Genomic DNA, 12,928 nt, shown 5'->3' with positions numbered 1-12,928 from the left:
AAAGTATTCATATATTCATTAACCAGTGATATAATAATTATTATAAAATTTGCTAGGGGTGGAAATATATGCATTTGAAAGAAATAAGAAAAGCTCATAATAATATAAAGGATATAATAAATAAAACTCCATTATTATACAGTCCAATTTTTTCAGCAATAAACAATTGCTCTCTATATATGAAATGTGAGAATTTACAAATTACTGGTGCTTATAAAATTAGAGGCGCTCTTAATAAAATAAGGACTTTAAGTGAAGAAGAAAAAAGTAAAGGCGTTGTTTGTTCTTCTGCAGGTAATCATGCACAAGGAGTTGCTTATGCAGCTAAATTATTAGGAGTAAACTCTACTATTGTAATGCCTAAAAATACTCCTTATCTAAAAGTTCAATCAACAAAAGAATTTGGTGGAAATGTTGTGTTACATGGGAATTGTTATGATGATGCTTTTTTGAAAGCAAAGTTTATAGAATCTCAAAATAACTCAGTTTTTATTCATCCTTTTAATGATATAAATGTAATTTATGGACAGGGTACTATTGCTTTAGAAATTTTTGAAGAAATTGAAAATATAGATGTAATATTATGCCCTATAGGTGGTGGTGGTTTAATAAGTGGTATTTCAGTTGCTGCTAAAGAATTGAATCCAAATATAAAAATAATAGGAGTACAAGCTGAAGGTGCTAATGCAATGGAACAAAGTTTTAAGTATAATAATATAGTATGTTTAAATTCAGTTAATACTATTGCTGACGGTATAGCAGTAAAATGCCCTGGAGAACTAACTTTTAGTATTATAAAAGATTATGTTGATGATATAGTTACAGTTTCTGATAAAGAAATTGCTGAATCTTTTTTAATTTTATGTGAAAAACATAAAATATTAGCTGAAGCATCTGGTGCTGCTTCATTAGCTGCACTAAAAAAACTAAATTTAAGTGGAAAAAAAGTAGTTTCTATAATAAGTGGAGGAAATATAGATATGCTAACTATTTCATCTCTAATAAGTGATGGCTTAGTTGAAAGAGGTAGATTATTTTGTTTCTCTGTTGAACTACCTGATACTCCTGGACAACTTCAAGAAATTTCAAAAATACTATCTGAATTAAATGCCAATGTTGTTCAACTTGAGCACAATCAATTCAAAGCATCAAATAGATTAAAAAATGTTTTACTAGAAGTAACTGTTGAGACTAATGGAATTGAACATATAGAATTAATTAAATTAACTTTAAATGAAAACGGATTTAAAATTATTCAAATGTATTAATATGTTTTTTAATTTAAATTAAAAATGGTGAAAAACTATAAATATAGTTTTTCACCATTTTCGTTTAATCTCTATCTAAATTTTCTTCTTCCTCTGTTTATTTTCTTATATAGCTTTGCATTTTGGATAATATCCATAAAGTCATCAGCCATTTCAACTAAAAGCATTCCTTTTGATCTGCCTTTTCTAATTGATCTTTTCATTTTCTTTATTAATTTATTTTTCATAATTATTACCTCCTAAGGTTGTACTTCAATATTTATTTTTCCCTTAAGAGCTTTTTTTATTATTTAAACTATATTACATATTATAGAATTTATAAAATCTTCTTTTTTGGAATTCAAATAATCTCCATAATAATATTTATCATTTGTTTCCTCATTGTTTTCAATATTGATCTTACTAAGTAAAAATGAATTTATATCCTTTGAGTATCTTAGTTCAATTTCTTCTTTGATTGCTCTAAATTCTTCAAGTCCACCATTTTTTCTATATTTTCTTATTAAAGAATCTAAGTAAGTGTTATATTCCTTTATTTTATAGCATATTTTTTCTAAATATGTTTTTTTCATTTTTATATAGTTTTTTTCATAATCTAATTTTATTTTCATCAATTCATTAATTTGATATTCATTATTCATAATTTTGAATATAACTTTTTCTCCATTAAAAGAAGAACTAATAATTAAATTGGCTAAATCTCCATTTTCCTTTACTTCTTCAAGAAAAGATTTTCCACCTACGATTTCAATTGCTTTTCTTAATTGCTTTATTTTTTCTTCTACTAATTTATTTTCTATAGTTAGCATATTCTTCTCCTTAAATAATATTAATTACATAATTCTTTAATATTATATAACCTAAGAAGTTTATTGTCTATTTTATTATATTAGATTTATACAATTTACATTTAGACTATAAGTTACATCTTTACGTTCAACTATAACTTTTATTTTGTCTTTTATTTCTTTATCTTCCATTACTTTATCTAAAAGTTCTTTTGTTGGATTTATTGCGTATGGAATTCCTACAGATTTAAACATTGTTATATCTCCTGAGGTATCACCATAAGCATAACTTTTACTTAAATCAATATTATATTTACTTTCAAATTCCTTAATAGCTTTTAACTTACTTTCGTGATCCCACATAGGTATAACTTCACCACTATATTTATTATTATCATCTAGTTTATATATAGTTCCTTTATAATCATTCATATAATACTTTTTAGACATTTCTCTAACTAATTCCATAGGAGATCCTGAAATAGCTATTACAATATGACCTTGTTCTTGATGCCACTTAATTCTTTCTCTACTAAAAGTGTAAACTCTATCACCCTTTTGTTCTATAACTTTTTTAGCAATATAATCTATATGATATTTATCAATACCTTTTATAGCTTCAATATAAATATCTACCATTTTTAATAAGTATGCATCATAATCCCCTTGTCTTTTATCCCATTTTAAATAAGCTGGTCTTACATCTTTATACCACTTATTTTCACTTACTAGTTCATATTTTATTATCTTCTTAAAAACTTCGGTAATTAATCCTTCTCTATATATTGTTCCATCAATATCAAAAAATGCTGCTACATTCTTCATAAAATCCCTCCATTTCTGTTTTAATATATATTATATAACATTTTTTCTAAATTTCCATAATTATTGGTATAATTGTTGGTCTTCTTTTTGTTCTATCATAAATATATCGTTCTAAAGCCTTTTTAATATTAGTTTTAATTAAATACCATTCTAAAATTTTTTCATCTAAACAATTTTGTAATTCTTCAGTTGCAATTTCCTTTAGTTCATTTATTAATTCTTCAGATTCTTTTACATATACAAAACCTCTAGTAATTATATCAGGACCAGCTATTATGCTATAACTTTCTTTTTCTATTGTTACTACTATATTAACTAATCCATCTTGAGCTAAATGTTTTCTATCTCTTAATACTAATGTTCCAACATCTCCTACTCCTAATCCATCAACTAAAACTGTTCCTGAATGAACCTTTCCTGAAATTTTTGCTTCTTCACTATTTATTTGGAGTATTTTCCCTATTTCTAATATAAAAACATTTTTTGATTCCATTCCAAGTGTGACTGCTAAATCTTTATGATGTTTTAAATGTCTATATTCACCATGTACTGGCATAAAATATTTAGGCATAGTTAATCTATGGATTAATTTTAATTCTTCTCTATATGCATGACCTGAAACATGAACTTCTTCTAAATCTTCATATATAACATCTGCTCCTTTTTTAAATAGTTCATTTATAACTTTTAAAATCAATTTATCGTTTCCTGGTATTGGAGATGCTGATATTACAAACAAATCATCTTTTTCAATTTTTATTTTTCTATGATTACCATAAGCAATTCTAGCTAATGCAGCCATTGGTTCTCCTTGACTTCCAGTGGTTATAATTGTTATATTTTCATTATTATAATTTCTGATTTCATCTATTTCAACAATCATATCTTCTGGAATATATAAATATCCAAGTTCTAATGCAAGTTTAGATATGCTTTCCATACTTCTTCCTGAAAAAGCAACTCTTCTATTATTTTCTATAGATGCATTTACAATTTGTTGCATTCTATGTATATTAGAAGCAAATGTAGCAATTATAATTCTTCCCTTTGCCCCTCTAAAAATTCTATTGAAAGTATTCCCTATAGATTTTTCAGACATAGTGTAGCCACTTCTTTCAACATTTGTACTATCAGCCATAAGCAATAAAACGCCTTCTTTTCCTATAGTAGAGATTCTATCTAAATCTATGACTTTATCGTCTATAGGTGTTAAATCAATTTTGAAGTCTCCTGTGTGAAAAATTACCCCTAATGGAGTTTTTATAGATAAACAACAAGATTCAGCAATACTATGAGTACTTTGTATAAATTCAACACTTAAGTCTTGAAAAGTTACTTTTGATCCGGGATCAACCTCAATAAGCTCTGTTATTTCTACTAAATCATGCTCTTTCAGCTTAGTTTCTATTATAGCTAACACTAATTTTGTTCCATAAATAGGAACATTTAATTGTTTTAATATATACGGAATTGCACCTATATGATCTTCATGCCCATGTGTTATGAAAAATCCTTTAACTTTTTCTTTATTATCAATTAAATAACATATATCTGGGATAATTAAATCTACTCCATACATTTCTTCATCGGGAAAAGCTATTCCACAATCTATAACTATTATCTCATCTTTAGTCTCTATAACAGTTATATTTTTTCCAATTTCTCCAACTCCACCTAATGGAATTACTTTTACAAATAAATCCTTATCCATTGAAAAACCTCCTATTCTAATAGGAGTAGTATTTCCAAAAAATCAATATAAAATTAAAAATGTTAAAAATTAATCCCTCAGAAAATTCTAAGGGATGTATAATTAATTATTATAATATAAATTTTCACTTTGATATTCAGAATCACAAGTAATATCTATTCCCAATCTTCTAAAGGTTTGTTCATCATTGTGTGATATTATAGTTGTTGAGTGAGCTTGGCATTCTTTTAAATGTGATAGCTTATTTAAAGCCACTTGAGCTGTAGGATTTGTAGCAGCACATATACTTAATGCTATTAATACTTCTTCACAATTTAAAACTGTATTTTTTATTCCTAAAGTTTTAAACTTTAAGTTTTGTATTGGTTCTAAAATTACTGGAGAAATTAAATGTATTTCATCAGAAATATTAGCAAGATGTTTAATCGAATTTAATATAACTGCTGCTGGAGCATCCATAACTTCTGATCCTCTTCCAGTTATTATTGTACCATTTTCAAGTTGTAATGCTACAACTGAGGATACTTCACTCTTATTATTTTCATTTTTTTTCTTTAATGAATATTCTCTTGCAGGAAGCACAACTCTTCTATCACTCTCTTTAAGATTTAACTCTTCCATAATTAATTTTGCTCTATTTGCAACTTCCTTATCTACATATCCTTTTTTATATTCACAAATAGTTTTGAAATATCTTCTAATAATTTCTTGTCTAGATGCTTCTTTAACTACATTGTCATTAACTATTCCAAAACCAACCCTATTAACCCCCATATCTGTTGGTGATTTATAAATTGATTCTTTTTTGGTTATTTTTTCTATAATTCTTTTTAAAAGTGGAAAGCTTTCTATATCTCTGTTATAATTAACCGCTACTTTATTATAAGCATCAAAATGGAATGAATCTATCATATTTACATCTTTTAAATCAACTGTAGCCGCTTCATAAGCTATATTTAAAGGATGCTTAAGAGGCACATTCCAAACAGGAAATGTTTCAAATTTAGAATATCCTGCAACATTACCTCTTTTATTTTCATGATATAATTGACTTAAACATGTTGCTAATTTTCCACTACCTGGCCCAGGTGCAGTAACTACTACTATTGGTTTAGATGTCTCAATATATGGATTTTGTCCATAGCCTTCATCACTAACAATAGTGTCTACATCTGTTGGATATCCCATTGTTGATTTATGTTTATATACTTTTATGCCTCTTCTTTCAAGCTTATTAATAAATACTGTCGTAGCAGGTTGTCCATCAAATCTTGTAATTACTACACTATTTACATCTAACTCGTAAGATCTTAGATCATCAATTAATCTTAAAACTTCTAGATCATATGTAATACCAAAGTCGCCTCTGATTTTATTTCTTTCTATGTCTCCAGCATATACACAAATAACTACTTCAACTTTTTCTTTCAATTTCTGAAGTAATTTAATTTTAGCATTTTCATCAAATCCTGGCAAAACCCTTTTTGCATGTAAATCATACATTAATTTTCCACCGAATTCTAAATATAGCTTATCATAATTATTTACTCTTTCTAAAATATATTTAGATTGCTCTTCTAAATACTTTTTATGATCAAATCCTATCTCCATATCTCTGCCTCTTTCCTTTATTCTTTAAGTAACTCATTCATTATACAACAAAATTTTCCTACTTTCTATAAAAATTAAAGCATATGTATATAAATCATATACATATGCTTATAGGTAAAATCATTATCATTTTGCCCTTTATATCACACTTAGGTTTCTTAGGCAAAATTATATTCTTAGATTTTAATAAATCTAAATATGGGTCTATAGATTCTAAAATTTTTTCATAATATTCTTCTTGTGATGATTTTCGTAATAAACTTATGCATTTATTATCATCTTCTTTAATCATCATTACTTTCCCGAAAATTTTACATGAACATTGTATAAAGTCTACAGAATTATATCCATTATTAACAAAATTATTTTCATTTATAGCTAATACCAAGGAAGTTTCTCCTGTCTTTAGAACTAAGTCACCTGTACCATTTTTGCTTATTGAATTTTTTAAACTTACTAAAAGACGTGAAATTATTGTAAAATCAAGTTCTTTTAACTTATTTTTATCTAAAAAAGAGTTTAAAAAATCGACACCATAACAATTAATACTTTCTATTAATGTATCTATATATAATGGAATTGAAATTTCTTGAACACAACCACTAATTTCTACATAATCTCCAACTTCTACATCTCCATCAGCAATTGCTTTCATATCAACAAGATTTCTAACTCTATTGTTAGAATACATATTAGTTAACAATTCATTATGAAGAGTAAAGACAGTTCTAATTTTTTTTATTTCTTGCTCATTTCTATCAAAATCCCTACCTTCAAATCCTAGATTTCTCTCATTACCATCTTGAAAATGCTCTTCACAAGTATTATGTTTACTTTTATATCCAGATATTTTATCTTTTTGATCTTTATAATCAATTCCTTTTGAACTCCTATCCCCTATTCTGACATTTCCTCCAATAGTCCTATCTCTAATTCGTCTATAGGTTCTTATATCAATATATCCATTTAAAGCTAATGAACTCAAATTTTTAATTAACAACTCGTCTAAATATACAAGTAAGTCTAACACTTTTATCCTCCTAGGAATTCATGCTATACACCATATTATATTAATATTTTATAATTTTAATAACTCTTACCTTTCTTTATTTTTGCTTAGTAAAATTTTTTCTATTTCCTTCAAAATTTCATCATCATCTTCTTTTACTTTTAATGTTCCAGATTTGTTATTTTCAATTATTTTAAATATAGTTACTTCATCTTCTAACTCTTTTATTTTTTTATTCAATTCAATTTTATTTTTTTCAGATAATTCTAAAGAATACACTTCTACACCACAAATACTACATTTACCTATTAACTTTTTATAACTTATCTTACCTATATTAAAATCCTTATGTTCTGTTACACTCATAACAATAATTGGCTGTATCTTTCTACATTTTTCACAAAAGCATCTATCTTCAATCATAATTTCACCTCTAATTTATTTTACCATATACACATGTTTAATATAATAAATTTTATATTACTAAAATAAAAGGATGCAGAATCTGCATCCTTTTATCACTTTATTACCAACATCCGCCTAATAAAAATAACCACAATAATGGCCAAGCACCACCGAAACCACCGCAACCGCCACCGAATCCGCCACAGCCACCATTAAAGCCACCACCGAATCCGCCACAGCCACAACCGAAGTTTCTATTACATCCGCAGCAATTATTTCTACAACAACAGCTATTGCATGATCTCCTTGACATGTTTATCAACTCCTACTCTTTCGTATAGTATATAATACTCTTTAGGTATTAATTTTGTTCTGTTTATCTTTTTTTATTAATAATCATTTACGAGTATTTTATTTACTACTATATTATAAATTGTATTACACCTTACTATATGATAATATTTATATAAACAGGAGGTATTTTTATGGAAAAAAGAAATAGACTTGTAGCACCTAGGAATGTTGTAAATACAAAAATGCTTTATAGTTTCTATATTTTAAAAGAACTTGCCAAAGGTAACACCATTTTTGGTAATAAAGTATTGGAAGAATTTAGAAATCGTTTTTCAAATACTTCTCTCCCATTTCCAGTTTCATCAAGTACTATATACGAAACTCTTTATAATTTAGAAGAAAAAGGTTATGTTAAAAGTAACTGGACTGGAGATGAATTTTTAAATAAAAGAAGTAAAAAAGTTTATTCAATTACTGATTCAGGAATTCAATACTATAAAAATCATATTACAGATTATATAGATAATTTAAATAGAACAAAATCCACTTTAGATATAATAATCGAAATGTTAAAAAAATAATAGTTTAGAATTAAAATTTGGTATCTTTTTATAGTTAAGTAAATATTATATTTTATATACTATTTTCCAAGGAGGAACTATGAAAAAACCAGATAATATTGATAACTATAATAAACTAAATATATGTTATTTACATTCAATAGAAAAAAATATATATTCTTATACTTTAAATGAAGATTTTCTTACCATATCTTTTTGTAATGTTGATTTCAAAAAATATAAAACTATTAATGTATTTCTAAAAAATATAAAAACTAGAGAATTATTAAAATGTAATTCTTATATTAATAAAAGTAATTTAATAATCAATTTAAAAGAATTAAACTATTTATGTACTGATTATGAATTTAGTATAATTGTTTTTCTTGACGGGAATAAAAATTCTGATTTAATATATCCTAAATTCAGTTATAAATCAGATCAAGGAAGAGCCATTATATCCAACTCTAATAGCAGTAATTTAAAATGGTATCTTAGAGTTTTGGAAAATGGCAAGTTAAGATTATCTACTATCTATTTATTTTCAAATTGTGATAGTAGATATGATAATCAAGTTATAATGTAAAAAGGGTACTTTTCATAATGTACCCTTTTTAATTAATAATATTTTGAATTTAAATTTTCTAAATAGCATTTTTTTGAACAGTATATTCTAAAATCTTCATTTTTTATATATGCTTCTCCTAAATGTATAATTTTATTACATAAAAAACATTTTAAAATCTGACACTTCTCATTGTCTTCACTATAATATTCTTCACTTAAATTATAAAAAAAGCTTTTCAAATTATTCATAAAAACCACCTATATCATATAATACTTATTTTATGATATAAAAATTAAATTTATGAATTTATAACAAATCATTAATTTTAGCTATATTTAAATAATCATTAATATCATCAAAATAATTATAGAATAATGGAAATCTCATATTATAATTTCCCCATATAGTACAATGAAATTTATAAAAATAAAATGTTATAAAAAATAATTCTCTTGTACATAATTTTGTAAGCAAATTAATATATTTTTTATTTTCAATCTTATAATATATGTTTTGTTCATTCATTAATTTCAGTAATTTATCAAAAATCTTTATATCTTCATTATCTAGATTACGTTTAATAAAATTAATATTTTCATTATTTAAATTATTTTTATAAAAATCTATTATTAAAAAACCTTCGTTTAAATCGAAAAACATCTCAATAGATTTTATAAAATTTAACTCTGCTTCTTTTTTATTATTTTTATTTGAATATAATTCAATGCAATCATAATTATCAAATCCATCTAAAATATTATTAAACTTAACCTTTATAATATTTTCAAATTCCATTTGATTTATAATTTTTAAATCCATTAAGACTTCTCCTTAATTTATATCATTCCATTTATTCACTTTATCTCTAACCTCTTTAATTAAATCATTTAAAGTTTCAGTTTCAATTTCCATTAATTCATTTAATGTTTTATTCTTAATTACTTGCCTATATTTAACTACTTTACTATGATCTATATTCCACAATTCAAAAATTTTACTTTTTTCAATATTCATTAAAAATCACCTTCATATTATTTTATATAAAAATTTGCTTTTAACATTCCCTCTTTATCGTATGAAGAAACTCCAATTTTATTTTTAGTAATTTCACTATTTTCAAATAAATATGCATTATAAAAAGTTAAATCTTTTATAACATCTCTTGTAATATAGATAACTAAAAATTCATTTTTTTCTTTTACTAAGGAATTTAATATTATATTATTAAAAAAATCAATTCTATTTCTTGATGAAGTTTCTAAAATTTGTATATAACCATTAGCAGGTTTTTCTTTGACTAACTTAATTAAATTATATATTGCTGATAAATCTTTTTCTAAATCAAACTCTCTTAATATTTTCATTTTTTCTTTTGAATTATTAATATTCTCAAATTCATATTCATACCAAGAAATTTCTGCATTTCTTATATCATTATTTTTTTTATTAATAACTGAAAACCCTAAAAGTTTTCCTAAGGTAAGAAAATATTTATTTTCTTTTTTTATAATATCTATATTATTGCTATACTTATTTAATCCAAAATTTATATAATTTCTTATAAAACCATTAAATATTATCATTAAATCTAACATAAAATCTCCTCTATGAATTATTTATATGTATTTTACCATAATATTATTTTTCTTTCATTAATATTGTTTTTTTTTCTTTTTATATTCTATTTATTCATCATTTACGAGTATATCATTTAAGATATATAACTTAGAAACAAGGGGTGATATTTATCACCCCTTGTTTCTAAGTTAATTTTTGCTCAAACACATTGTCCAAATTAACTTTTTTAACTCTTTCCTTTATTTGATTTTTATCAATAGTATATAATCCTAATTCCTTCATTCTATTAAAATATTCTGATCCAGCGAAAGTATATCTACTTTTTCTTCCCTCTCTTTTTGCTGCTTTTTCATTAGCATAAGATATTATATCACCTATAGCAATAGATGAAGGCAGTATTAGCAATGGTATTCCCATTGCTAATCTTACTGCATTATGACCAGCTAAACTTCCAGTAGCAATAGCTTCTGTATGTCCAACAAACAAGCCTGATTTTTCTCCAGCACAAAATAAATTATCAACCCCTTGCACTTTTAAGTCATTAGTCCTTGGTGCTACAGATAGGTATCTAATTGAGTTTCCTTTACTCCCTGCATAAGGATCAACATATTTTGCATATTCAAGACCTTTTATCTTCCTTAATTTTTTTAAAGGATAATAAGTTGTCATTAGCTTAGCATGTTCTATGAGAATAAAAATACAATATATAAAGAGATATTCAAAACTATTGAAAATACTCAATCTAACATATATTATAATCTACCAGAGAGGACCCTAAAAGATAAGATTTATAAATTAAGAGTAAGTAATGGCCTTACTCAAAAAGAATTTGCAACCAAAACTGGAGTTAGTTATTCTTCAATATGTAAATATGAAACTGGATATAATATCTCTTCCAGAAATAAAGAAAAGATCTGTACTACTTTTAATATTTCTTTAGATTATTTGAATTTATAAATGAATAATAAAAAACACCTTTTTATTTATATGTATAAGAACTAATATCACTGTCTATAATTAAACTAATAAGTTAATATTATTAAAATCAGTATTTAAAAGTCAGCTAACAAAAATAACACCTAACAAAGCGTAAGTTAGGTGTTATTTTTTGATTTTATTTAGTTTAGGAAATTTTAACGTAATACTTAATAATATCTATTTTACAGGTTTATGGTCTAAATGAGTTTAATAGACGAACGGGATTTTTAATAAGTATTACCTAATTATATTTTATTTTCTAATTGTATTGTAGTCAATATATTTTCATACATTTTTTAACATTTAAAATAACCTAGATTACTCTGGGTTATTTTCGATATATATGAACTAGATCATATTCATACTAATTTTCAATTTATTTATAATATATTTCTTGCCCATCTATTTCTATTTCTTCGGTATATTTATTTTTTATTGTTTCTAAAGATTCTGTAACTTTTTCACCTGTTCTTAAATCAAATAGGTTTCTGCTATTTTGTTTACCATCTTTAGTTTCAAATAAATAATTATAACCTCCGATGTGAATAATCTTATCTATCTCTTCTAAATTTTGATTTGATATTTTTTCATTTTGTGAAATCATACTATTAATTGCATGATTTCCATCAAATGAAAAGCTTGATACAACATTATCACCTGTAGATATATCTATCTGTATAAAACCTGTCCCTTTACCATTTGTTCTAATTTCATATATATACCCATTAATATTATCATCTAAATCATATAAAGGAATAACATTATATATTTCAGATGAACTATCCCAACTCGATTCTTCTAAAGAATCTGATAATAATGTAATTTGTTCGTTAACAAAATTAAGTCTTTCATCATTCATAGTTGCCGCCTTTTTATTAAATGGACTTAATATAAAAATACAGCACGCTAGTAAAATAAAAATTAGATATTTAATATTTTTTTTCATTCTCTCTCCCCCTATAATAATATATATTTATATTTATATTTTACTCAAATTTTACATTTATGTAAATAATTCATTGAAATATGAATAGTGTTTGATAAAATAAAAAACTGTCACGCAAGGTTTTATATCATATATAAATAAAAAAATAATTTCATTTTATTAACCGAACAAAAAAATAGCACCTAGGCAGGGATATATCTAGGTGTTATTTTTTGTTTTATAGAGAATTTTTAAATGGGTAATACTTATTAACTTCTTTATGTATATAGTGTGTGGTTATGATAATATTTTATAGGTTTTAACGGATTTATTAACAAGTATTACTAATTATATTTTATTTACTGTTATAATTGTAGTCAATATTTTTATACATTTTTTAATGAAGAG

The 12,928-nt window shown here is 24.5% G+C and carries 17 protein-coding genes and 1 pseudogene; 4 read left to right on the top strand and 14 right to left on the bottom strand.

Going from position 1 to position 12,928, the window contains the following annotated elements; translation table 11 throughout:
- Positions 1–68 precede the first annotated feature (68 nt).
- Complete coding sequence (ilvA, locus tag ACQPVP_RS07000; protein WP_430848509.1) at positions 69–1,268, top strand: threonine ammonia-lyase; 1,200 nt, start codon at positions 69–71, stop codon at positions 1,266–1,268.
- Positions 1,269–1,339: 71 nt separating this feature from the next.
- On the opposite strand, the gene ACQPVP_RS06995 is transcribed toward ilvA, so the two are convergent.
- From ACQPVP_RS06995 to ACQPVP_RS06960, 8 genes are all read right to left on the bottom strand, one after another.
- Entirely contained in the window at positions 1,340–1,495 is a 156-nt protein-coding gene (locus ACQPVP_RS06995; protein WP_430848507.1) for a hypothetical protein, read from the bottom strand.
- A gap of 63 nt (positions 1,496–1,558) precedes the next feature.
- Positions 1,559–2,077: a hypothetical protein gene (locus ACQPVP_RS06990; RefSeq protein WP_430848505.1), complete on the bottom strand. Its 519-nt coding sequence runs from the start codon at positions 2,075–2,077 to the stop codon at positions 1,559–1,561.
- A 75-nt stretch (positions 2,078–2,152) separates the two neighbouring features.
- A complete protein-coding gene (locus ACQPVP_RS06985; protein ID WP_430848503.1) occupies positions 2,153–2,881 on the bottom strand; it encodes an HAD-IB family hydrolase in 729 nt (242 codons plus the stop codon).
- A gap of 46 nt (positions 2,882–2,927) precedes the next feature.
- The gene (locus ACQPVP_RS06980; protein ID WP_430848501.1) at positions 2,928–4,592 is read right to left on the bottom strand and encodes a ribonuclease J; all 1,665 of its coding nucleotides are present in this window, start codon (positions 4,590–4,592) and stop codon (positions 2,928–2,930) included.
- A gap of 102 nt (positions 4,593–4,694) precedes the next feature.
- The gene (locus ACQPVP_RS06975; protein WP_430848499.1) at positions 4,695–6,203 is read right to left on the bottom strand and encodes a DUF1846 domain-containing protein; all 1,509 of its coding nucleotides are present in this window, start codon (positions 6,201–6,203) and stop codon (positions 4,695–4,697) included.
- A gap of 94 nt (positions 6,204–6,297) precedes the next feature.
- Complete coding sequence (locus tag ACQPVP_RS06970; protein ID WP_430848497.1) at positions 6,298–7,233, bottom strand: hypothetical protein; 936 nt, start codon at positions 7,231–7,233, stop codon at positions 6,298–6,300.
- A gap of 66 nt (positions 7,234–7,299) precedes the next feature.
- Positions 7,300–7,635, bottom strand: a complete 336-nt coding sequence (locus tag ACQPVP_RS06965) for a hypothetical protein (protein WP_430848495.1) — start codon at positions 7,633–7,635, stop codon at positions 7,300–7,302.
- Between the two features lie 103 nt (positions 7,636–7,738).
- Positions 7,739–7,930 carry a hypothetical protein gene (locus ACQPVP_RS06960; protein ID WP_430848493.1) on the bottom strand — a complete coding sequence of 64 codons (192 nt, stop codon included), beginning with the start codon at positions 7,928–7,930 and terminating at the stop codon, positions 7,739–7,741.
- Between the two features lie 172 nt (positions 7,931–8,102).
- Between ACQPVP_RS06960 and ACQPVP_RS06955 the strand changes: the two genes are divergently transcribed.
- Positions 8,103–8,492, top strand: coding sequence for a PadR family transcriptional regulator (locus ACQPVP_RS06955; RefSeq protein ID WP_430848491.1), 390 nt, complete (start codon positions 8,103–8,105; stop codon positions 8,490–8,492).
- 79 nt (positions 8,493–8,571) lie between these two features.
- Positions 8,572–9,057 (top strand): hypothetical protein, encoded by a 486-nt coding sequence (locus ACQPVP_RS06950; protein ID WP_430848489.1) that lies wholly within the window; start codon positions 8,572–8,574, stop codon positions 9,055–9,057.
- A 32-nt stretch (positions 9,058–9,089) separates the two neighbouring features.
- Here ACQPVP_RS06950 and ACQPVP_RS06945 read toward each other — a convergent pair whose 3' ends face one another.
- The 5 genes and pseudogenes from ACQPVP_RS06945 to ACQPVP_RS06925 form a co-directional block, all read right to left on the bottom strand.
- The gene (locus tag ACQPVP_RS06945) at positions 9,090–9,287 is read right to left on the bottom strand and encodes a hypothetical protein (RefSeq protein WP_430848487.1); all 198 of its coding nucleotides are present in this window, start codon (positions 9,285–9,287) and stop codon (positions 9,090–9,092) included.
- A gap of 58 nt (positions 9,288–9,345) precedes the next feature.
- The gene (locus ACQPVP_RS06940) at positions 9,346–9,858 is read right to left on the bottom strand and encodes a hypothetical protein (RefSeq protein WP_430848485.1); all 513 of its coding nucleotides are present in this window, start codon (positions 9,856–9,858) and stop codon (positions 9,346–9,348) included.
- Between the two features lie 12 nt (positions 9,859–9,870).
- Positions 9,871–10,053 carry a hypothetical protein gene (locus ACQPVP_RS06935; RefSeq protein ID WP_430848483.1) on the bottom strand — a complete coding sequence of 61 codons (183 nt, stop codon included), beginning with the start codon at positions 10,051–10,053 and terminating at the stop codon, positions 9,871–9,873.
- Positions 10,054–10,070: 17 nt separating this feature from the next.
- On the bottom strand, positions 10,071–10,634 hold the full coding sequence (locus tag ACQPVP_RS06930) for a hypothetical protein (RefSeq protein WP_430848481.1): 564 nt from the start codon (positions 10,632–10,634) through the stop codon (positions 10,071–10,073).
- Positions 10,635–10,800: 166 nt separating this feature from the next.
- Positions 10,801–11,298, bottom strand: a pseudogene (locus ACQPVP_RS06925) (FAD-dependent oxidoreductase); the annotation flags it as partial.
- On the opposite strand from ACQPVP_RS06925, the gene ACQPVP_RS06920 reads away from it, so the two are divergent.
- On the top strand, positions 11,296–11,574 hold the full coding sequence (locus ACQPVP_RS06920) for a helix-turn-helix domain-containing protein (protein ID WP_430848479.1): 279 nt from the start codon (positions 11,296–11,298) through the stop codon (positions 11,572–11,574). The pseudogene ACQPVP_RS06925 and the gene ACQPVP_RS06920 overlap by 3 nt on opposite strands.
- Positions 11,575–11,971: 397 nt before the next feature.
- Here the strand turns inward: ACQPVP_RS06920 and ACQPVP_RS06915 are convergent, their stop codons facing one another.
- Complete coding sequence (locus ACQPVP_RS06915; RefSeq protein ID WP_430848477.1) at positions 11,972–12,541, bottom strand: hypothetical protein; 570 nt, start codon at positions 12,539–12,541, stop codon at positions 11,972–11,974.
- Between the last annotated feature and the right edge of the window lie 387 nt (positions 12,542–12,928).

It is taken from the genome of Clostridium nigeriense (assembly GCF_050585265.1).
Taxonomy (GTDB): domain Bacteria; phylum Bacillota; class Clostridia; order Clostridiales; family Clostridiaceae; genus Clostridium; species Clostridium nigeriense_B.
Note: the sequence above shows the minus strand (reverse complement) of the source record. Positions and strands in the feature narration are given on the sequence as shown.